Source organism: Labrys neptuniae (assembly GCF_040797145.1).
Lineage (GTDB): Bacteria > Pseudomonadota > Alphaproteobacteria > Rhizobiales > Labraceae > Labrys > Labrys neptuniae.
Genome location: NZ_JBFNQD010000023.1, coordinates 53,041 through 71,830, shown reverse-complemented (window position 1 = coordinate 71,830; position 18,790 = coordinate 53,041). Strand labels below are relative to the sequence as shown.

Genomic DNA, 18,790 nt, shown 5'->3' with positions numbered 1-18,790 from the left:
CTCGGGGCCGGGTTTCTTCAACATGACCCACTGAATCAAAAACTGCTGACTAACGCTACTGGTTTGTCAGCAGTCTGAGCCAGGCTTTGAAAGCCTGGCTTGGTATCGCGGCAAGCTTGCTGTTGCGGCGGCGATCAGGCCTTGGCCGGCGCCTTTACCGAAATGTTCTTTTCCTGCAGGAAGGTTACCAGCTCACCCGACTGGAACATTTCGCGGGCGATGTCGCAGCCGCCGACGAACTCGCCCTTGACATAGAGCTGCGGCACGGTCGGCCAGTTCGAAAAGTCCTTGATGCCGCTGCGCAGATCGGGATTCTGCAGCACGTCATGGTCCTTGTAGTCGACTCCGAGATAATCGAGAATCTGCACGACTTGCCCGGAGAACCCGCACATCGGGAACGCCTTGTTGCCCTTCATGAAGAGCACGACGTCATTGGACTTGATCTCGTTTTCGATGAAGGTGGCGATGTCGCTCATGGCTCAATCTCGATCTTGGTAATGCTGGATCTGACGCGGATAATGCCAAGTATGTAAGCACACTCGCGCCCAATGTCAGGGCTCAACCTAACATAATTTATCGATCAGGGGGCACTCGTGGAGAGCGCAAGCGCGTGCAGCACGCCGCCCATCTTGCCCTTGAGCGCCGCATAGACCATCTGGTGCTGCTGCACGCGGGATTTGCCCCGGAACGCTTCGGAAATCACCGTCGCGGCGTAGTGATCGCCATCCCCAGCGAGATCGCGAATTTCGATCTTCGCATCGGGGAAGCTTTCCTTGATCATCGCTTCAATGTCGGCGGCCGGCATCGGCATTGGAATTGGGTCCTCTTCAGGCGACTTGTCAGGCAGCTTGGCGCGCTGAGCCCATCAAGGTCGGCAGGAACGATTCGTGACGCTCGCTCAGCGCCGAAACCAGGATGGGCCGGCCTTCGGGCAGGATCAAGGCATTGCCGCCGGTTGTGCCCAGCGTGGTGACCGGCACGCCGGCTTCGGTTGCGGCCTTGGCGAAGGCCTCGGCCTTGTCGGCGGCCAGGGCGACGACGTAGCGGGCTTGATCTTCGCCATACCAGAAGGCATGCGGTTCGCCGCCCTGCGGCGCCTGTGACAGGTCGGCACCGATGCCACGCCCCAAGGCCATTTCCGCGACGGCGACGGCGAGGCCGCCATCGGAGACGTCGTGACAGGTCTTGAGATTTCCGGCGCGGATCTGGCCGCGGATGAAGTCGCCATGGCGCTTCTCGACGGTGAGGTCGACCGGCGGCGGTGCACCTTCCTCACGCTTCAGGATCTCGGCGAGCCAGATGGACTGGCCGAGCCAGGTGCCGGGGCCGCCGACCAGCATGACGGTCTCGCCCTCGGCCTTGAAGGCGATCGAAGCCGTCACGGCCACGTCGTCGACGAGACCGACGCCGCCGATGGTCGGGGTCGGCAGGATGCCGCGGCCGTTGGTCTCGTTGTAGAGCGAGACATTGCCGGAGACGATGGGGAAATCGAGGGCGCGGCAGGCCTGCCCGATACCGTCGAGGCAGCCGACGAACTGGCCCATGATGTCGGGGCGCTCGGGATTGCCGAAATTGAGGTTGTCGGTCACGGCGAGCGGCAGGCCGCCCACGGCGGAAATGTTGCGCCAGGCCTCGGCGACGGCCTGCTTGCCGCCTTCGACGGGATCGGCCTCGCAATAGCGCGGGGTCACGTCCGACGTCATTGCCAGTCCCTTGGGGCCGTCGAGCACGCGCACGACCGCAGCATCGCCGCCAGGCGTCTGGATCGAATTGCCGAGGATCAGCGTGTCATATTGCTCGTAGACCCAGCGCTTGGACGCCAGTTCCGGCGAGCCGATCAGGCTGAGCAGTGCCTCGCCCGTCGACAGATTGGTCTTGAGCGAGCCGGCTTCGAGCACGGGCTGCTTGGGCGAGGGGACATGGGGGCGATCATAGAGCGGCGCCTCGTCGCCCAGTTCCTTGATCGGCAGGTCCGCCTTCAGATCGCCATTGTGGAAGATGCGGAAGCGCAGGTCGTCCGTGGTCTTGCCGACCACGGCGAAGTCGAGGCCCCATTTGCGGAAGATCGCCTCGGCCTCGGCTTCCTTGCCGGGCTTGAGCACCATGAGCATGCGCTCCTGGCTTTCAGACAGCATCATCTCATAGGCGGTCATGCCGGCCTCGCGCACCGGCACCTTGTCGAGGTGGAGCTCGATGCCGAGATCGCCCTTGGCGCCCATCTCCACGGCCGAGCAGGTGAGGCCGGCCGCGCCCATGTCCTGGATGGCGATGATGGCGTCGGTCGCCATCAGTTCCAGGCAGGCTTCGAGCAGGAGCTTCTCGGCGAAGGGGTCGCCGACCTGCACGGTGGGGCGCTTCTCCTCGGATTTGTCGTCGAACTCGGCCGAAGCCATGGTGGCGCCGTGGATGCCGTCGCGGCCGGTCTTGGAGCCGAGATAGACGATGGGATTCCCCACGCCGGTAGCCTTGGCGTAGAAGATCTTGTCCTGCTCGGCGAGGCCGAGGGCGAAGGCGTTGACCAGGATGTTGCCGTCATAGCGGGTGTGGAAGCGCACCTGGCCGCCCACCGTCGGCACACCGAAGGAATTGCCGTAACCGCCGACGCCGGCGACCACGCCGGAGACGAGGTGCTGGGTCTTGGGATGATCGGGCGCACCGAAGGAGAGCGCATTCATGCAGGCGATCGGGCGCGCGCCCATGGTAAAAACGTCGCGCAGGATGCCGCCCACGCCCGTCGTCGCACCCTGATAGGGCTCGATATAGGAGGGGTGGTTGTGGCTCTCCATCTTGAAGACGGCGGCGAGGCCATCCCCGATGTCGATCACGCCGGCATTCTCGCCCGGGCCCTGGATCACGCATTTGCCGGTGACGGGCAGCTTCTTCAGATGGAGGCGCGAGGACTTGTAGGAGCAATGCTCGTTCCACATCGCCGAGAAGATGCCGAGCTCGGTGAAGGTCGGCTCGCGTCCGATCAACTCCAGGATCCGCTGATACTCATCCGGCTTCAGCCCGTGCTGGGCGATGAGTTCGGCTGTGATGGCGGGTTCCGAGTGGGCGGACATGCCGGGTCGATCTCCTGTCAAGGCAGCGCTTCGGCAGGGGGAACGGCGGACGGCCCATGGCTCCGGCCGGCAAGCCCCAGCACAGCGCTCCAGCGCTTCTGTTCACGGCAGGCGATAGGGGTATCCGAGCCGAATGTAAACCATTGATCGCGTATACGTGCCGCGAACCGCATTGACACCGCAACTTTGTTGGCCTTCCTGTGGGCGGACACTCGTTTCCAGTCTCGGAGTATCGGCGATGCGGACGTTTTTCGTGGAGATCAAATGCCAGCTCGGCCGCACCTATGAGGTCGCCAGCGCACTGGCCGAAGCCGAAATCGCCTCGGAGATCTATTCGATCGCCGGCGACTTCGACGTGCTCGCCAAATTCTACGTCAATGACGATGTCGATATCGGCCATTTCGTCGGTGAGAAGGTGCAGTCCATCCCCGGTATCGCCAATACGCGCACGGTCCTGACCTATCGCGCCTTCTGAGGGGCTGAAACCCTCAAATGCAAAATGGCGGCTTCGAGCCGCCATTTTTCGATGTGCCGAATGAAGCTTGAGAGCCGTCGGTCAGCTCTGACCCATGGCTTCCGGCAGTGTGGCCCACTGCGTGACGCGATTGCCGTCGGCGCAACGTTCGGCCGCCTTGCTGCCAGAGATCACGTCGCCCGTATGCGAGCCATTGGTGACGATCAGGAAGACCTGCTGGCCGCTGCCGGAGTCGGCGCTGACGCAAGCGGCATATTGGTCGGGATGGACTTTTGCCGCGGCCGGCGTGCGCCAGCCATTGGAGATGCGCGCATCGGTGATGCGGCCGGGAACGAGTTGGGTCAGCTTGTGGGCCAGGGTTGCCCGGCCGGCCTGCGGCACGGGGAACTGCTGGGTGCCGTCCGCCGTGACGACCGGCTGCTGGTTGGAAACGTCCGGCCTGCCGGCTTCGCCGGAACGCGGACCGCAGGCGGCCAGCACCAGCGAAAGCGCAACGGCCCCGGACAAGCCCCAAGCAAGACGCTGACGGGAAGAATGATGGTTCATATGCCTGCTCCAGTGCACCGAAATCAGAATCGCACCACCCTGGCGGGCTGGCAACCCGCTGTGTGCCTGCGCACCACCTGAAATGAATCACCGGCGCAGGATGTGCCAAAACGCACACGCAATAGCAGATTCATGCAGAACTTCTGCGACAACGTTAACGGCACGGCAAGTCGGGATAGAATCTTGCGTGCGAGCACACTTGGCATGGCTGGAACGCGCCTGGAGCATGCGGGGCGTCGGAATGACCAAGCTGTCGACGTGGTAGCGCCGGACAATGGCCCCATTCACCCGATATAGAACCGGCATCCCAGGGGCGACTGGTTCGGACGACGGGCCTTTTGGAGATCACCACGCACGGAATGGCAGTCTGCCCCGGACGCTTGCGGCCGATGCCCGTCCGCTATCTGTCGGTAGCCGCCCTTTTCGAACTTGAGGAGATTTCGATGAGCAAGGTCAGAATCGTGGATGGCAACGGCGTCTGGCATTTCGTCAGCCAGGGTTGTGCCCTCGATATCGGCGTGAATCCCGGCGAGGGCTATCATGTCTATCACCGGGAGGACGGGCACTGTTTGCCGGTGGCCCACAAGGTCAAGCACCTCTTGGGCAAGCAGGTGGTCGTTGCGCCACGCACAGAGGGGCAGATCAGCGAAGAGGAATTGCTCGAAGCCCTGGAAGCCGCCGCCTGAGGCGGCTCTTTCATGCAATGGTCACGCTTGAGGCAGACTATGGCCAGATTTCGCGAGAAGAATGCGCCTCGGCAAAGCTCCTGACGCCAGGACGTGGACGCCGGGCCGGTCATGGGGCCGCCCGAGTGTTTGCCGCGTTTCGAACCGCCTGCGGGGCGGGAGGCGATCAATGCCGACGGTGAGCAGGACAGCCGTGACGTCACTCCGTCGACAGACAAGCCACTCAACCCGAAAGGACGACGCCATGAAGCTGACATCGGTGCGAATCGAACGCGCTCTGACCCAGATGGATGGCCGGGTCATTCCCGAATCCAATCCGATCGTGCAGGAACTCATCTCTATCTTCGGGGACCATACCTTCTTCGTTTCCAATGCGGGGCTCAGCACGGTGGAACCGGTAGAGGCCGGAGATACCGATCTCGACAAGGTCCGTATCGTCAGATTGGCGAGGTGGGCCGATGAGAGCAAGGCCAGCCTGGTGCCCCATCCGCCGATCAACACCGAAACGATGGTGACCCTCAGCGCAGCTGCCTGAGCCACTCTACGGTCATGGCGGCGCAACAGGGTCGCCATGACCGCCCTGGAGCAAAACGCGTTCATGACTGAACGCTTGTTTGTTCCAACTCTTTGCTTCAGCGCGTCTTTGCGAGTCCAAGTGACTTCGTCAAATCGCGACTTCGTCAAATCTCAAAACGCTATAGTCTGACCTCAGTCCTGCCTTCCGAGATCCGATCCGCCTTCGCAGCAATCCCAAAGGATACAGGCCGGCGACCCGGCATCCGGCGGTGACGACGATCGGCTGAAGCGATGCGGACCGTTACCCGCCCAGATATTCGATTTCTGCCCGCAAGGCGTCGTGGTCGAGACCTTGGCCGAGCAGCACGGCAGCGAGAAGTCGTGCCTTGTGGCCGCTGAGGTCCCCGGCGAAGATGGCGCCGGCGCGCTGGAGATCGGTGGCGCCGCCATTGCCATAGACGGGCAGCACACGCCCGCGCGGGCAGCGCGAGCAGATGATCACCGGAATGCCGCGCTTGATGACGTCAGCCACCGCCTTGGTCACGGATGGCGGCGTGTTGCCACGTCCGAATCCTTCGAGCACGATGGCCTTGCTGCCGTGATCGGCGGCATAGTTGAGATAGCCGCCATCCATGCCCATGGCGAGGCGGATCAGCGTGACATTGGGTTCGATGGCGCTGGGAGCATAGGCGCGCCGCAGCGCCGGGCGGCGATGCAGGCAGATGGCGCCTGCGTCGATCTCGCCGAGCTTGCCATGTTCCCAGGACATGAAGGTGTCGGTGCGCGAAGTATGCGTCTTGGCGACGTCGCGGGCGGCGTGGAATTCCTGCTCGAAACAGATCATCGCGCCGAGGCCGCGCGCAGCGGGAGCTGCGGCGAGGCGGATGGAATCGGCGATGTTGCGCGGGCCGTCGGCATCGGGCTCGTCGGCCGCGCGCTGGGCGCCGGTGAAGACCACCGGCTTGTCCGAGGCCAGCAGGAGGTCGGCGAGATAGGCGCTCTCCTCCATGGTGTCGGTGCCGTGGGTGACGACGACACCCTCGCAATCCTCCAGCGCCAGAAGCTCGTTGATGCGGGTGGCCAGGGCGAAGGCCATGGGCAGGTCGATGGCGAAACTGTTGAGGTTGCAGAACTCCTCGACCTCGATGTCGATCCCGGGCAGGGGGTCGTGCAGCATGGCGCGCAGCGTCTGTCCGTCGAGGCCGGCAACCACGTCGCCGGTGCTTTCGTCACGCCGGGAGGCGATCGTGCCGCCCGTGGTGATCAGATGAACCTTGCGCGTCATTGGGTCTTCAATCCTGGGGTCTTCAATCCTGCGTCGTCGTCGACGATCAGGCCGAGGCCATGGCGTTGACGACACTGGTGAACAGCCCGCGGCCGTCCGTGCCGCCGGCCAGGGGATCGATCAGGTTTTCGGGATGCGGCATCATACCGAGAACGCGCCGATTGGCCGAATAGATCCCCGCGATATTGTTGAGCGAGCCGTTGGGATTGGTGGCGGCGCTGACCTTGCCGGCGGCATCGCAATAGCGGAACGCTACCAGGCCGTCGCCTTCGATCTGCGTGAGGGTCTCGGAGCTGCAGAAATAATTGCCCTCGCCATGGGCGACGCAGACGTCGATGGCCTGGCCCTGGCGATAGGTGTTGGCATAGGCCGTATCGGTGCGCTCGACCCTGAGATGGACTCGCTTGCAGATGAATTTGAGATCGGCATTGCGCATCAGGACGCCTGGCAGCAGGCCGCCATCCGTGATGATCTGGAAGCCGTTGCAGATGCCGAGGACGAGGCCGCCGCGTGCGGCATGGTGGCGGATGGCATCCATGATGGCGGCGCGGGCGGCGATGGCGCCGCAGCGCAGATAGTCGCCATAGGAGAAGCCGCCCGGAAGCACGACCAGATCGGTTCCTGCCGGCAGCTCCGTGTCGGCATGCCAGATCATGTCGACATGCGCGCCGGCCTGCTTGAGGGCCTTGGCGACGTCCCCTTCACGGTTGGAGCCGGGAAAAATGACGACAGCTGCTTTCATCGGATCCTGCTTTTCGGTTGCGGCAAGGGGCCTCGGAGGCTTTGGGCGTCCAGCCTTCCGCCATGCGTGCGCATATGGTTCCAGAGGGGCAGCGGGGTCAAGTAAAGAGTGGACGCCAGGCTCCTAAACCGGGGCAATTACCGCGAACGTGCAGGCTTTGCGATGGTTTCGTCCGTCGTCGAGGAAGGGGGCGACTTAACGCTCGGCAAATTCGGCCAGGACCCAGTCTTTCAGCACCGCTACTGCCGGCCGGCTCTCCGCGCCTTCGGGATAGACGAAGCTGAATTTGAGGCCCTCCATGATCGGGCCGAAGGGTTGCACCAGCACGCCCGAGGCAAGTTCGTCGGCAACCAGGGACAGGCTCAGCAAAGCAACGCCCTGGCCGGCGATGGCCGCCTGGATGGCGCTGCTTTCGTCATTGAAGCTGATGCCGCTGTCGGGATCGAGATGGTCGATGCCGGCGCGCCGGGCCCAGGAACGCCAGTTCGGCACGTCCACCGTGGAGGCGATCGGGCCCCAGTCGAAATGCAGCAGCGTCGCGCCAGGAAGATCGGCCGGCTCGCGCAGGCCCAGGCGATGGCTGCAGACCGGTGCGAATCTGTCTGTCAGCAGGGGCAGGGCGGTCATGCCGGCATAATGTCCGAGGCCGTAACGGATGGCGGCATCGGCATCGCCGGCATTGAGGTCCACCGTGTCGTCGGAGGCGTGCAGGCGCAGGTCCCACCCCGGATGCAGGCTGCGCAGCGTGCCGACCCGCGGCACCAGCAGCTTGGCGGTGAAGGCGACGGTCGCCGACAGGGTCGCGATGCGCCGGCGCGGGCGTTTCCTGACCGCTTCGACGGCCTCGGCCATGGTGTCCAGGGCAGCGCGAAGGGCTGGGTACAGGCTGCGGCCCTCGACAGTCAGCTGGACCTTACGCGTCTGGCGCTCGAACAGCGATACGTCGAGATAGGCCTCCAGCTGGCGGATCTGGTGGCTGACGGCGGTCGCGGTGACGCCGAGCTCGGCGGCGGCTTTCTTGAAGCTCTCCTGCCGTGCGGCGGCTTCGAAGGTGCGCAGGGAGGCCAGGGGCGGCAAGCGGCGCATCATCGGCTCCGATCCGGGCTGGCATCCTGTCGCAGCCGCGCCGTCATGCCGCCTCGGACCAATAGTCCGGCAGTGTCCGTCTCCTGTGCTCGTATGCCTGAATCAAATTCATCCATCACTTGAGAACTTCGAATTTGTTGAATTGAAAGTCAATCACTTAATACGACGAGGAAGGCTCATGGCTCCCATGAGATGAATTCAGTTTTGCAAAGGATAGCCATCATGGCTTGGCTGTATCTGGCCGCTGCGGCGGTCTTCGAAGTGATTTTTGCGTTGAGCATGAAATATGCGGAGGGCTTCACCCGCCCGCTGCCGACAGCGATAACGCTCATCGCGGTGATCGGTGGCGTCGGCCTGCTGACCCTGGCGCTCAAGAGCCTGCCGGTCAGTGTCGCCTATCCGATCTGGACGGCGGTCGGTACGCTCGGAACCGTGGTCTTCGGCTACATCTTCCTGCGCGAACCGCTCACGGCCATGAAGATCGTCAGCGCCATCGCCATCGTTGCCGGTGTCGCCGGCCTCAAGGCGTCGACGGTGTAAATTCCGGGACCTGAACTGATAATACCGGCAATCTCAGTCCTTCAGCTCGATCTTTTCGACAAGACGATCGAACAGCACCAGGTCGGCCGGCATCAGCCGGTCGGCCTTCATCCTTATTTCCAGCGTGCCATTGCCGAGCCGCAGCAAGGCGATGGCGGCGGCCGTCTTGGCGAGGGCCCTATCCTCGATATCGTACAAGCCGCGATAACCCGTCATGTCGCCAGACGCGACCGGTTCGACCTGCTGGCGGGGACGTATGCGCGAGCCGGGGGTGAGGCTCTGGATCCTGAGGTCGATCATGGCCCCGGTCACGGCACCGGGGCCAAATGCGCCAAAACCCGGGCTTGTCAGGCTGCGTTCATCGGACAGGAAGGTTACCACCGCATGGGGTGGGCAGGTCGGGGCGGCGCAACGCAGGACGAGCAGGGTGGGCGGCGCGGACGCTTCCCTGACCCAGACGCTGTCGTCATAGCGCAGGCTGAAACTGCCGGTCTCGACAAGCTCTTCCGCGTGGCAGGCACCGCTGGCTCCAGCCACGCACAGCACGGCTGCAAGCAGCCGGACCAGCATCAGGCGATGTCGATGCTGTAGTTTTCGATCACCGTATTGGCGAGGAGCTTTTCGCATGCGGCCTTCAGCGTTTCGCGTGCGGTCTCGGCATCGGCTTGGCCGAGCTCGATGTCGAACACCTTGCCCTGGCGCACGCCGTCGACATCCTTGATGCCGAGCGAAGCGAGAGCACCCTCGATCGCCTTGCCCTGGGGGTCGAGGACGCCGTTCTTGAGCGTAACGATCACACGGGCCTTCATGCAACACCTGCCTTCCAACGAGGAGAAATCCTTGGCTTGCGCTTAAAGCAGTCCGGCCGATGGTTCAATCATTGCCTTGCCGAGCGGGCCGGGAAAATGTCTCGAACACGCTGAGGAAGCGAGACGGCACGGCCTCGGTCAGCCAGACGCCGTTGTCGCTGCGGTAGAATGGCAGCCCTGCCGCCTGCATCGCCGCGGCATCGACCTGCAGGATGAGCCAGGGGCCGGCGCGCCGCATGGCGACCTTTCGGGCGGTATCGGGATCATCGGAGAGATGCACGTGCCGGCGCGAGCGCTTTTCGAGGCCGGAAGAAAAAATGCCGGCCTGGTTGGAGGCTGCGGTACCGTGCCACAACTCGGCAGGCGGCATGGTGGCGGAGAGACCGAGGTCGACAGCGACGCTGTGGCCCTGATTGGCGCGAATGCGCGTGCCGGCGATGATGAAGCGCTGTTTGTCGCTCTCCCTGACGACCCGTTCGATATCCTGCCGGCCCGCGCTCATTTGTTCGGCCGCGGCCCTGGCGAGATCGTCGATCTCGACCCAACCCTGCGCGTCGAGCACCAGCCCAGCCGTCTCGGGGGCATGGCGGAGTACGAGGCTCATGAATTTGCTGAGTTTCTTGTCATCCATAGGTGATGTCCGAGGGTGATATCCGATACCGTTGGTCACCGTCGCGCATCCCGCCGAAAAGCTACATTCTCTTTTCGGCTTGGTGCTTCGGGCGCTATTGCGTCGCCTCGTCGATGAGCTTTCTGGCGATGCGCGGTTCGCCGGCAATGACGACGATGAAGCTGGTCTCATCCGCCTTGCGCTGGCCGACGGCGTAGGCGTTGATGTGATGGGCTTTCTTGCCACCCGTCATCGCGAGCTGAATTCCCTGCCAGCCGCCGGAGCCGAAACTGTCGACGCTCACCGTGGGCGGCGGCATCTTGGACTTGGGATCGGACTTGGCCAGCAAGGCCGCAAGCCGCTTGGGCTCAGCCAGGGAGCGCTCGATCGCCAGGGCATCGGGGCCGGTCACGGTGAAGCGCTCGATGGCCGCGTCATAGCCACAGCGCATCTTGGTGCAGAGTTGCAGCCCGTCGACACGGATATTCTCGCGCGAGACGAAGGCCCGCATCGGCAGCACCACCCAGGAACCGGAATCGGGCAGCGACACGGCCGGATCGCCAGTCCACACGTCGAACAGGCTGCAGCCGGCGAGGGCGACGAGGCCCACGCCAGCAAAAAGGGCTCGAACGCCGTGACGCGCGAGCCCCTTACGCAATGTTACACTGAACGCGCTCACTGAACCAGCTTGGGCCCCTTGACGACGACATTGTCCATCTCGTTCATGATGCCGAGACGGCGGGCGACTTCGGTATAGGCCTCGACGAGCCCGCCCATGTCGCGGCGGAAACGATCCTTGTCGAGCTTGTCGTTCGACTTGATGTCCCACAGGCGGCAGGAGTCCGGCGAGATCTCGTCCGCCAGGACGATACGCATGATGTCGTTCTCCCACAGGCGGCCGCATTCGATCTTGAAATCGACCAGGCGGATGCCGACGCCCAGGAACAGGCCGGACAGGAAGTCGTTGACACGGATGGCGAGCGCCATGATGTCGTCGAGTTCGGGCGGGCTGGCCCAGCCGAAAGCGGTGATGTGCTCTTCCGATACCATCGGGTCATTGAGCGCATCGTTCTTGTAGTAGAACTCGACGATCGAACGGGGAAGCTGCGTGCCTTCCTCGATGCCCAGGCGCGTGGCGATGGAGCCGGCGGCGACGTTGCGGACCACGATCTCGAGCGGAATGATCTCCACCTCGCGGATCAACTGCTCACGCATGTTGAGGCGGCGGATGAAATGGGTGGGCACACCGATATCGTTGAGGTTCTGGAACAGATATTCGGAAATGCGGTTGTTGAGGACGCCCTTGCCGTCGATGACCTCGTGCTTCTTGGCATTGAATGCGGTGGCGTCGTCTTTGAAGTGCTGGATCAGCGTGCCGGGCTCGGGACCCTCATAGAGGACCTTCGCCTTGCCTTCGTAAATGCGGCGGCGGCGGTTCATCGGGATGTACCGTGGTTTGAGAAAATCCGTCAAAGGGCCTGGGCTCCTGGAAATGCGATCCGTGGCCGGCGCAATTGGCGATTCGATTTGCGGGAGCAAACCGGAGACAGGGCCAACTTACCCGATCATGCCTCCGCGCACAACTTCGTGCAGGCGGCGCACCCGATCGGAACCAAGCTTCACGAATCAAGCCAAAGCACATTTGCTAGTGCCCGGCATGAGTGTAGTTTCAACACGCCCGGCATCCAGGGGAGGAGAGGGCGTTACGGCGCATTAATTTGATTTGGGGATTGCGCGCCTATATGCAACAGGCATGGCCGGTCCTTCAAGGAAAACCGGTAGCTGAACAGGATTTAACGGATGACCACCTTCGACAAGCGGGAAGAGGCTTTCGAAAGCAAATTCGCCCATGACGAGGATCTGCGCTTCAAGGCGACCGCTCGCCGGAACAAGCTCCTCGGCCTGTGGGCTGCCGAAAAGCTCGGCCTTTCGGGTGACGAAGCCAACGCCTATGCCAAATCTGTCGTCCTGTCGGACTTCGAGGAAGCCGGTGACCACGACGTGGTGCGCAAGGTTCTCAGCGATTTCGCCGAAGCCAATCTGAGCATGAGCGAGCCGCAGGTCCGCCAGGTCATGACCGAATTGCTCGGCCGCGCCGTCCAGGAAATCCAGAACGGCGTTTGATGCCCGGCGTTTGAAAGAGGGCGTTTGACCGCCCTCGCTCAATCCATCTCTCACGATGCCCCGTCCGTGCGGGGCATCGCAGCAATGTGATCGGAAGTGCCATGACCGCCCCCACGCTGCGCGCGCGCCTGGCCAAAGGCGAAAAAATCTTTGCGGCCTGGATGGGGGCAGCCTATCCGCGCATGGCCGAGGCGCTCGGCCGCGCCGGCTTCGATGCCGTCATCGTCGATCTGCAGCATGGCGAGGCTTCCTTCGGCGAAGCGCGCGATGCCATCAGCGCAGCGCATCTGGCCGGCACACCGACGGGCGTGCGGGTCGGCCTCGACGGTTTCGGCGATGCCGCACGGCTCTATGACGTCGGCGCGGAGTTCGCCATCCTGCCGATGATCAATTCGGTGGCAGATGCCCGCCGTCTCGTCGACACGCTGAAATACCCACCGGTCGGCGGAAGAAGCTGGGGCGGCACCCGCGCCATTTCCCTGTTCGGTGCCGAGACCGAGGCATATCGCGGCGCCGCGAACGACCAGCTGATCGCGCTGGCCATGATCGAAACGCGACAGGCAGCCGATGCGCTCGAGGACATTCTCGACGTGCCTGGCCTCGACGGCGTTTTCGTCGGGCCGAGCGACCTGTCGATCAGCCTGAGCAACGGTGCCAGGCTCGATCATCAGCTGCCGGAATCGGTGGAAGTGATCAATCGGGTTCTCGCCGCCGCCAAGGCACGCAACAAGCTGACGGCGATCTATTGCGGCAATGGCGAGGCGGCAGCCCGCAACGCCGAGCTCGGCTTCGATATCATGGGCATCGGCTCGGACTGGGCATTCCTGACCGCCGGCGCCCAGGCCGCCTTGAAGGCCGCTCGCGGCCATGCGGGCCCGGCCGGCCCGAATTATTGAGTCAGCCGCTGCTGATTCCGGGTGCGCGGACGTCTCGCCCGCCTCTTCCTTTTCGCACGCACCGCCCTTCCAAGAGCGGACGAGACGTCCGCGCACCTGGAAGAAGTCTGCGCTCCAGCGCTACTGGCTTTCGTGCTTGAGCTTGGAGAGGAAGGAGGCGAGGCGCAGCAGGCCTTCCGGCCAGGGGCCGTGCCCTGACTCCACATTGATATGGCCGGCTTCGCCCGCATCGACGAATTCGCTGTTCCAGGCCTCGGCAAAGGCGGTGGCGCGGTTGATCTCGCAATAGGGATCGTTCCGGCTCGCCACCAGGAGAGACGAGAAGGGCAGGGCCGTCATCGGGATCGGGTTGAAGTCGAGATCATAGCCCGGCAACAGGTCCGGCTTGTCCCAATCGGAAGGCGCCACCAGCATCGCGCCGATGACATGCCCTTTCAGACGCTCGGCCGCAAAGACGGTGGTGATCACGCCGATCGAATGGGCGATGATGATGGCCGGACGACTCGAACTCTGCACCGTCTCGACCAGTCTGTTCACCCAGGCCTCGCGCTCGGGATGATCCCAGTCGTCCTGTTCGACGCGACGGGCCGTCGAGAGCTTGGCTTGCCAGCGTGACTGCCAGTGATCCGGCCCGGAATTGCCGAGGCCCGGCACGATCAGAATGTCGGCATCGGAAATGCGCACGTCGATGTTTCTCCTGCTCGGTTAACAGGCACTTCGGCCACTGGGATCGAGCCCGTCTCGACTCAAGACCATGTGTCTATTCTAGGAGCGAGACGGCGGGCCGAAAACCGGGATGCTCCCGCGGCGCCGCTCGTCCACAACTACAGGGCGAACGTCCGCCCCCGGTTCAGGTTCCCGGGCCGAGGACGCGGTCGAAGATCGTGTCGACATGCTTGAAGTGATAGCCCTCGTCGAACATCGCCTCGAGTGCCGCATCCGACAGTTTGGCCGAGACTTCCGGGTCCGCCTTGAGGAAGGCGAGGAAATCGCCTTCGCCCCGCCAGACCTTCATGGCGTTGCGCTGGACCAGGCGGTAGGAATCCTCGCGGCTAGCGCCGGCCTGGGTGAGGGCCAGCAGCACGCGCTGCGAATTGTGCAGGCCGCCGAGGCGATCGAGATTGCGGCGCATGTTTTCGGGATAGATCACCAGCTTGTCGATCACGCCGGCGAGACGCGCCAGCGCGAAGTCCAGGGTCACGGTGGCATCGGGACCGATCATGCGCTCGACCGAAGAATGCGAGATGTCGCGCTCATGCCAGAGTGCAACGTTCTCCAGTGCCGGCGTCACCGCCGAACGCACGATGCGGGCCAGGCCGGTGAGATTTTCGGTCAGCACGGGGTTGCGCTTGTGCGGCATGGCCGACGAGCCCTTCTGGCCTGCCGAGAAGAACTCCTCGGCTTCCAGCACTTCGGTCCGCTGCAGATGGCGGATCTCGGTGGCGAGGCGCTCGATCGAGGAGGCAACCACGCCGAGCGTCGCGAAGAACATGGCGTGGCGGTCGCGCGGGATCACCTGGGTCGAGACCGGCTCGACGGCAAGGCCCATCTTTTCGGCGACATAGGCTTCCACCGCCGGATCGATATTGGCGAAGGTGCCGACTGCGCCGGAGATCGCGCAGGTCGCGATCTCCTTGCGTGCGGCGACGAGGCGTTCGCGGTTGCGCGAGAATTCGGCATAGGCCTGGGCAAGCTTGAGGCCGAAGGTGACCGGCTCGGCATGGATGCCGTGGCTGCGTCCGATGGTCGGTGTATATTTATGCTCGATGGCGCGCTTGCGCAGGGCGGCGAGCACCTCGTCGATATCGGCGATCAGCAGGTCGGCGGCCCGCGACAGCTGCACGGCCAGGCAGGTGTCGAGCACGTCGGAGGACGTCATGCCCTGATGCAGGAAGCGGGCCTCGGGGCCGACGATCTCGCCCAGATGGGTGAGGAAGGCGATGACGTCGTGCTTGACCTCCCGCTCGATCTCGTCGATCCGCGCCACGTCGAAGGTGGCGTCCCTGGCCTTCTCCCAGACCTTGGCAGCCGCCTCCTTGGGCACGACGCCGAGCTCGGCCAGCTTGTCGGTGGCGTGGGCCTCGATTTCGAACCAGATGCGGAAACGGGACTGCTCCGCCCAGATGGAGACCATTTGCGGGCGGCTATAGCGTGGGATCATGGAGAAAGTCCTTTCGCGCCCCTTTTAGGCGCGGGTGCCGGGAAAGTGAAACGCAAATCTGCGGGTGGAAGGCGACGATATCAGAGAGCCGCCGTCGCGGCCTCGCGGATGGCGGCAATGTTGGCGGCATAGGCAGCCGGTCCGCCCTTGAACACATAGGAGCCGGCGACGAGCGCATTGGCACCGGCCCGCACCACCAGCGGCGCGGTTTCGGGCGTAATGCCGCCATCGACCTCGATATCGATGTCGCGCTTGCCCACCCGGGCCCGGACGGCGGCGATCTTCGACAGGGTCTCGGGAATGAAAGCCTGGCCGCCGAAACCGGGATTGACCGTCATCACCAGGATGAGATCGGCGAGATCGAGCACATAGTCGACCACTTCGGGCGAGGTGCCCGGATTGATCGCCACGCCGGCGCGCTTGCCGAGCTTCCTGATGTGCTGCAGCGAGCGATGAAGATGCGGGCCTGCTTCGGCATGAACGGTGATGGTGTCGCAGCCGGCCCTGGCGAAATCGTCGAGATAGGGATCGGCCGGCGAGATCATCAGATGGGCATCGAGCTTGGTGCGGACATGCGGCCGCAGGGCAGCGGCTACACCCGCACCGATGGTGAGGTTGGGCACGAAATGGCCGTCCATCACATCGTAATGCACCCAATCCGCACCGGCTTCCTCGATCGCCCGCACTTCTGCGCCGAGCGCTGCGAAATCCGCGGAGAGAATGGAGGGGGCGATGATGATCGGGCGGGACATGGCGGATCCTGGGCTGTGACGGTCGCGGTGAACGGGCAGTACCTGCCAGAGCCGGCCGTCCATTGCAATCGTTGAGGGAGCATCCTTCTGGGACCGCAGGCGTCTCGCCTGCATCTTCCTTCCTGCAAAGGCGTCGCTTTCAAGAGCAGGCGGGACGCCTGAGGTCCCAGGCAATCGACTTCCTCCCGATGTCGGTCCGTCATCGCCCTCCGAAACGATCCCGCCAGCTGGGCAAGGCCCCGGGGAAGGGCAGGGCTTTCGCCTCGTAGACGGCACGGGCACAGGCCCTCGCCAGGGCATGCGCCGCCGCCGTGCCCAGGGCGATCAGGTCGCCGATCGGTTCGGCCAGCGCCACGCGCCCCGTGGCGGCGGCAAATACGGTGTCGCCGTCGAGCGGGGTGTGGATCGGGTGGATGGCGCGGGCAAGGCCATCCTGCGCCATCACGGCAAAATGCTTGGTCTGGGCCTTGGTGAGCACGGCATCCGTTGCCACCACGGCGATCGTGGTGTTGCCTGCCTGCATGGCCTTGTGGCGCAGCGCCAGCGCGTCGTCGGGCCAGGGGATCGGCAGGCCGAGGCCACCGAATTCCCCGGCCTGCTCATAGGGCGCCGCCCAGAAATGGGCGCCGTCACCGATGGTGACGCTGCCGAGCGCATTGACCGCGACCAGCGCCCCGACCACATGGCGCCCGCAGCGCACCGAGGCGGAGCCGAGACCACCCTTCAGGCCGGCTGTGGTAGCGCCCAATCCGGCGCCCGACGATCCCAGGGCGAAGGTGTCGCCCGCCGCCTCGGCCGCAGTGAAGCCGAGTTCTCGATAGGGCGGAAAGCGTCCCCATTTCTTGTCGCCGCCATTGAGAAGGTCGAACAGGATGGCGCCTGGCACGATCGGAACCCTGACGGCGCCGACCTGGAAACCACGACCCTGCTCCGCCAAAAGGGCTCCGATGCCGGCGCCGGCTTCCAGGCCGAAAGCCGAACCGCCCGACAGGGCGATGGCGTCGATCCGCTCGACCGTCCGCTCCAGGGCGAGCAGATCGGTTTCCCGCGTTCCCGGTGCGCCGCCACGCACATCGACGGCGGCGACCGCCGGCTCCTCGAACACCACCGCCGTCGTGCCGGAGGCAATCGCGGCGTCTTCGGCATTGCCGACCAGCACGCCGGCGACATCCGTGATGAGATTGCGCATGAATCAGCCTCCGTTCGTCGGCAGCTTCGCACCCGCCGTAGGGCGAGACAACCGCTTGGGGTGAAGCGCGAACTCCGGGCGCACGGGCATCCTGCCCGTTTTTCCTCGCTCGCGAACACGGTGTTTCCAAGAACGGGTAAGATGTGCCCGTGTGCCCGGAAGAAACGCTCGCTCGACGCCCAGGTCCATGCGCTTCTTAGCCCGAGTCCGCAGGCTCAGGTAACGAGGCCCTGCGACATCACTTCCGATCACGAGACAGGGAGTTTGACGAAACGGGCTTGGGCAAAAGGCGTGGGCGCGCTAGAGCAGGGGCTTCGCCGCCGGAAGGTGGTGTTGACGCGTGAATGCCTGTTCTGGATGGGTCCATGGCCGATATTACCCTGCCTGCCGTGTTCGTGGCCGGCCTGTTCTCCTTCCTCTCTCCCTGCGTGCTGCCGCTGGTGCCGCCCTACCTGACTTTCCTGGCCGGCTCCACGCTGGATGAGATGACAGGGCAGACCATCGACAAGGGTGTCCGCCGCCGTGCGGTGATCTCGGCCCTGTGTTTCGTCGCCGGCCTTGCCACCATCTTCATCTCGCTCGGCGCCGGCGCCTCCTATCTGCTCGTCCTGCGCAGGGCGATGGCCAACGGCCTCAGCAGCCTGGCCGAAAAGGGTATTCTTCCCGCCTCCTGGGCCAATTCGATCGACCCGTTCTACCTGCTGGCGGGCATCGTCATCATCGCCATGGGCCTGCATTTCCTCGGCGTCTTCCGCATTTCACTGCTCTATCGCCAGGCCCGCCTGCAGGCCGGCACCGGCTCCGGCCCCTGGGGCGCCTTCGTGATGGGCCTCGCCTTTGCCTTTGGCTGGACCCCGTGCATCGGTCCGGTGCTCGGCACGGTGATCGCCGTGGCCGGCAAGGATGGCAGCGTCAGCCAGGGGGTGACCCTGCTCGCCATCTACACGCTCGGCCTGGGGCTGCCCTTTGTGGTGGCCGCCTTTGCCATGAACCCCTTCATGCGCTTCCTGCGGAGCTTCCGGGCTCATCTCGGCACGGTGGAGAAGGCGATGGGCGGGCTGTTGGTAGTGGCCGGCATTGCCTTCCTGACGGGCGGCATGGCCGATTTCGCCATCTGGCTACAGAACACCTTTCCGATCCTCAGCAAGCTCGGCTGATATCGAGGGATCGGTTCGCTTTTGGAGTGTCAATCTCCTGATTGACACTCTCGTAGAGGATCGTCTGTCGGAAAAAGATGTCAATCTCGCTCCGTCAAAATGATGGAGCTGTGGAGATTGACGCTCCGTGCTTCCCCACTTTTGCGAGTACAAA

General features: G+C 64.0%; 23 protein-coding genes. 7 read left to right on the top strand and 16 right to left on the bottom strand.

Features of this window, described 5'->3' with window-relative positions; genetic code table 11:
• Positions 1–134: 134 nt before the first annotated feature.
• From grxD to purL, 3 genes are all read right to left on the bottom strand, one after another.
• Entirely contained in the window at positions 135–476 is a 342-nt protein-coding gene (gene grxD, locus ABXS05_RS32205; RefSeq protein WP_311938761.1) for a Grx4 family monothiol glutaredoxin, read from the bottom strand.
• A gap of 104 nt (positions 477–580) precedes the next feature.
• Positions 581–811, bottom strand: coding sequence for a BolA/IbaG family iron-sulfur metabolism protein (locus tag ABXS05_RS32200; protein WP_105862715.1), 231 nt, complete (start codon positions 809–811; stop codon positions 581–583).
• Between the two features lie 28 nt (positions 812–839).
• Positions 840–3,062 carry a phosphoribosylformylglycinamidine synthase subunit PurL gene (gene purL, locus ABXS05_RS32195; RefSeq protein ID WP_311938763.1) on the bottom strand — a complete coding sequence of 741 codons (2,223 nt, stop codon included), beginning with the start codon at positions 3,060–3,062 and terminating at the stop codon, positions 840–842.
• Between the two features lie 238 nt (positions 3,063–3,300).
• Between purL and ABXS05_RS32190 the strand changes: the two genes are divergently transcribed.
• Positions 3,301–3,537 carry an Lrp/AsnC ligand binding domain-containing protein gene (locus ABXS05_RS32190; RefSeq protein WP_068294951.1) on the top strand — a complete coding sequence of 79 codons (237 nt, stop codon included), beginning with the start codon at positions 3,301–3,303 and terminating at the stop codon, positions 3,535–3,537.
• Between the two features lie 81 nt (positions 3,538–3,618).
• Here ABXS05_RS32190 and ABXS05_RS32185 read toward each other — a convergent pair whose 3' ends face one another.
• Positions 3,619–4,083 (bottom strand): hypothetical protein, encoded by a 465-nt coding sequence (locus ABXS05_RS32185; protein ID WP_311938765.1) that lies wholly within the window; start codon positions 4,081–4,083, stop codon positions 3,619–3,621.
• Between the two features lie 443 nt (positions 4,084–4,526).
• Between ABXS05_RS32185 and ABXS05_RS32180 the strand changes: the two genes are divergently transcribed.
• Together ABXS05_RS32180 and ABXS05_RS32175 are read left to right on the top strand one after the other, a co-directional pair.
• Positions 4,527–4,769, top strand: coding sequence for a hypothetical protein (locus tag ABXS05_RS32180; RefSeq protein ID WP_156771708.1), 243 nt, complete (start codon positions 4,527–4,529; stop codon positions 4,767–4,769).
• 244 nt (positions 4,770–5,013) lie between these two features.
• Positions 5,014–5,304 carry a hypothetical protein gene (locus ABXS05_RS32175; protein ID WP_068294959.1) on the top strand — a complete coding sequence of 97 codons (291 nt, stop codon included), beginning with the start codon at positions 5,014–5,016 and terminating at the stop codon, positions 5,302–5,304.
• Positions 5,305–5,586: 282 nt separating this feature from the next.
• Here the strand turns inward: ABXS05_RS32175 and ABXS05_RS32170 are convergent, their stop codons facing one another.
• From ABXS05_RS32170 to ABXS05_RS32160, 3 genes are all read right to left on the bottom strand, one after another.
• A complete protein-coding gene (locus ABXS05_RS32170; protein ID WP_367626717.1) occupies positions 5,587–6,570 on the bottom strand; it encodes an asparaginase in 984 nt (327 codons plus the stop codon).
• Between the two features lie 46 nt (positions 6,571–6,616).
• On the bottom strand, positions 6,617–7,312 hold the full coding sequence (gene purQ / locus ABXS05_RS32165) for a phosphoribosylformylglycinamidine synthase subunit PurQ (RefSeq protein ID WP_311938772.1): 696 nt from the start codon (positions 7,310–7,312) through the stop codon (positions 6,617–6,619).
• Positions 7,313–7,507: 195 nt separating this feature from the next.
• Complete coding sequence (locus ABXS05_RS32160; RefSeq protein ID WP_367626716.1) at positions 7,508–8,401, bottom strand: LysR substrate-binding domain-containing protein; 894 nt, start codon at positions 8,399–8,401, stop codon at positions 7,508–7,510.
• A 189-nt stretch (positions 8,402–8,590) separates the two neighbouring features.
• On the opposite strand from ABXS05_RS32160, the gene ABXS05_RS32155 reads away from it, so the two are divergent.
• On the top strand, positions 8,591–8,938 hold the full coding sequence (locus ABXS05_RS32155; protein ID WP_311938777.1) for a DMT family transporter: 348 nt from the start codon (positions 8,591–8,593) through the stop codon (positions 8,936–8,938).
• Between the two features lie 33 nt (positions 8,939–8,971).
• On the opposite strand, the gene ABXS05_RS32150 is transcribed toward ABXS05_RS32155, so the two are convergent.
• The 5 genes from ABXS05_RS32150 to purC form a co-directional block, all read right to left on the bottom strand.
• A complete protein-coding gene (locus ABXS05_RS32150) occupies positions 8,972–9,508 on the bottom strand; it encodes a hypothetical protein (RefSeq protein ID WP_367626715.1) in 537 nt (178 codons plus the stop codon).
• On the bottom strand, positions 9,508–9,747 hold the full coding sequence (gene purS / locus ABXS05_RS32145) for a phosphoribosylformylglycinamidine synthase subunit PurS (RefSeq protein WP_068294982.1): 240 nt from the start codon (positions 9,745–9,747) through the stop codon (positions 9,508–9,510). Before purS ends, ABXS05_RS32150 begins: the two co-directional genes overlap by 1 nt.
• A 64-nt stretch (positions 9,748–9,811) precedes the next feature.
• Positions 9,812–10,378, bottom strand: a complete 567-nt coding sequence (locus tag ABXS05_RS32140; protein WP_367626714.1) for an RNA 2'-phosphotransferase — start codon at positions 10,376–10,378, stop codon at positions 9,812–9,814.
• Between the two features lie 94 nt (positions 10,379–10,472).
• On the bottom strand, positions 10,473–11,036 hold the full coding sequence (locus ABXS05_RS32135; protein WP_367626713.1) for a hypothetical protein: 564 nt from the start codon (positions 11,034–11,036) through the stop codon (positions 10,473–10,475).
• Positions 11,033–11,797, bottom strand: a complete 765-nt coding sequence (gene purC / locus ABXS05_RS32130) for a phosphoribosylaminoimidazolesuccinocarboxamide synthase (RefSeq protein ID WP_068294993.1) — start codon at positions 11,795–11,797, stop codon at positions 11,033–11,035. Before purC ends, ABXS05_RS32135 begins: the two co-directional genes overlap by 4 nt.
• A gap of 360 nt (positions 11,798–12,157) precedes the next feature.
• Here purC and ABXS05_RS32125 point away from each other — a divergent pair, with 360 nt between their 5' ends.
• Together ABXS05_RS32125 and ABXS05_RS32120 are read left to right on the top strand one after the other, a co-directional pair.
• On the top strand, positions 12,158–12,481 hold the full coding sequence (locus ABXS05_RS32125) for a DUF1476 domain-containing protein (RefSeq protein WP_311938783.1): 324 nt from the start codon (positions 12,158–12,160) through the stop codon (positions 12,479–12,481).
• Between the two features lie 101 nt (positions 12,482–12,582).
• On the top strand, positions 12,583–13,377 hold the full coding sequence (locus ABXS05_RS32120) for an HpcH/HpaI aldolase family protein (protein ID WP_311938784.1): 795 nt from the start codon (positions 12,583–12,585) through the stop codon (positions 13,375–13,377).
• A 120-nt stretch (positions 13,378–13,497) separates the two neighbouring features.
• Here ABXS05_RS32120 and ABXS05_RS32115 read toward each other — a convergent pair whose 3' ends face one another.
• From ABXS05_RS32115 to ABXS05_RS32100, 4 genes are all read right to left on the bottom strand, one after another.
• On the bottom strand, positions 13,498–14,061 hold the full coding sequence (locus ABXS05_RS32115; protein WP_367626712.1) for an RBBP9/YdeN family alpha/beta hydrolase: 564 nt from the start codon (positions 14,059–14,061) through the stop codon (positions 13,498–13,500).
• Positions 14,062–14,227: 166 nt separating this feature from the next.
• Entirely contained in the window at positions 14,228–15,538 is a 1,311-nt protein-coding gene (gene purB / locus ABXS05_RS32110; protein WP_311938787.1) for an adenylosuccinate lyase, read from the bottom strand.
• An 80-nt stretch (positions 15,539–15,618) separates the two neighbouring features.
• Positions 15,619–16,290 carry a ribulose-phosphate 3-epimerase gene (gene rpe / locus ABXS05_RS32105; protein WP_311938789.1) on the bottom strand — a complete coding sequence of 224 codons (672 nt, stop codon included), beginning with the start codon at positions 16,288–16,290 and terminating at the stop codon, positions 15,619–15,621.
• A 199-nt stretch (positions 16,291–16,489) separates the two neighbouring features.
• A complete protein-coding gene (locus ABXS05_RS32100) occupies positions 16,490–17,479 on the bottom strand; it encodes a P1 family peptidase (RefSeq protein WP_367626711.1) in 990 nt (329 codons plus the stop codon).
• A gap of 365 nt (positions 17,480–17,844) precedes the next feature.
• Between ABXS05_RS32100 and ABXS05_RS32095 the strand changes: the two genes are divergently transcribed.
• Complete coding sequence (locus tag ABXS05_RS32095) at positions 17,845–18,636, top strand: cytochrome c biogenesis CcdA family protein (RefSeq protein WP_367626710.1); 792 nt, start codon at positions 17,845–17,847, stop codon at positions 18,634–18,636.
• The last annotated feature ends 154 nt before the right edge of the window (positions 18,637–18,790 follow it).

Excerpts from the sequence above, each read along its gene's own strand:
- grxD (WP_311938761.1), bottom strand. The coding sequence starts at position 476 with ATGAGCGACATCGCCACCTTCATCGAAAACGAGATCAAGTCCAATGAC.
- ABXS05_RS32200 (WP_105862715.1), bottom strand. The coding sequence starts at position 811 with ATGCCGATGCCGGCCGCCGACATTGAAGCGATGATCAAGGAAAGCTTC.
- purL (WP_311938763.1), bottom strand. The coding sequence starts at position 3,062 with ATGTCCGCCCACTCGGAACCCGCCATCACAGCCGAACTCATCGCCCAG.
- ABXS05_RS32190 (WP_068294951.1), top strand. The coding sequence starts at position 3,301 with ATGCGGACGTTTTTCGTGGAGATCAAATGCCAGCTCGGCCGCACCTAT.
- ABXS05_RS32185 (WP_311938765.1), bottom strand. The coding sequence starts at position 4,083 with ATGAACCATCATTCTTCCCGTCAGCGTCTTGCTTGGGGCTTGTCCGGG.
- ABXS05_RS32180 (WP_156771708.1), top strand. The coding sequence starts at position 4,527 with ATGAGCAAGGTCAGAATCGTGGATGGCAACGGCGTCTGGCATTTCGTC.
- ABXS05_RS32175 (WP_068294959.1), top strand. The coding sequence starts at position 5,014 with ATGAAGCTGACATCGGTGCGAATCGAACGCGCTCTGACCCAGATGGAT.
- ABXS05_RS32170 (WP_367626717.1), bottom strand. The coding sequence starts at position 6,570 with ATGACGCGCAAGGTTCATCTGATCACCACGGGCGGCACGATCGCCTCC.
- purQ (WP_311938772.1), bottom strand. The coding sequence starts at position 7,312 with ATGAAAGCAGCTGTCGTCATTTTTCCCGGCTCCAACCGTGAAGGGGAC.
- ABXS05_RS32160 (WP_367626716.1), bottom strand. The coding sequence starts at position 8,401 with ATGATGCGCCGCTTGCCGCCCCTGGCCTCCCTGCGCACCTTCGAAGCC.
- ABXS05_RS32155 (WP_311938777.1), top strand. The coding sequence starts at position 8,591 with ATGAATTCAGTTTTGCAAAGGATAGCCATCATGGCTTGGCTGTATCTG.
- ABXS05_RS32150 (WP_367626715.1), bottom strand. The coding sequence starts at position 9,508 with ATGCTGGTCCGGCTGCTTGCAGCCGTGCTGTGCGTGGCTGGAGCCAGC.
- purS (WP_068294982.1), bottom strand. The coding sequence starts at position 9,747 with ATGAAGGCCCGTGTGATCGTTACGCTCAAGAACGGCGTCCTCGACCCC.
- ABXS05_RS32140 (WP_367626714.1), bottom strand. The coding sequence starts at position 10,378 with ATGGATGACAAGAAACTCAGCAAATTCATGAGCCTCGTACTCCGCCAT.
- purC (WP_068294993.1), bottom strand. The coding sequence starts at position 11,797 with ATGAACCGCCGCCGCCGCATTTACGAAGGCAAGGCGAAGGTCCTCTAT.
- ABXS05_RS32125 (WP_311938783.1), top strand. The coding sequence starts at position 12,158 with ATGACCACCTTCGACAAGCGGGAAGAGGCTTTCGAAAGCAAATTCGCC.
- ABXS05_RS32120 (WP_311938784.1), top strand. The coding sequence starts at position 12,583 with ATGACCGCCCCCACGCTGCGCGCGCGCCTGGCCAAAGGCGAAAAAATC.
- purB (WP_311938787.1), bottom strand. The coding sequence starts at position 15,538 with ATGATCCCACGCTATAGCCGCCCGCAAATGGTCTCCATCTGGGCGGAG.
- rpe (WP_311938789.1), bottom strand. The coding sequence starts at position 16,290 with ATGTCCCGCCCGATCATCATCGCCCCCTCCATTCTCTCCGCGGATTTC.
- ABXS05_RS32100 (WP_367626711.1), bottom strand. The coding sequence starts at position 17,479 with ATGCGCAATCTCATCACGGATGTCGCCGGCGTGCTGGTCGGCAATGCC.
- ABXS05_RS32095 (WP_367626710.1), top strand. The coding sequence starts at position 17,845 with ATGGCCGATATTACCCTGCCTGCCGTGTTCGTGGCCGGCCTGTTCTCC.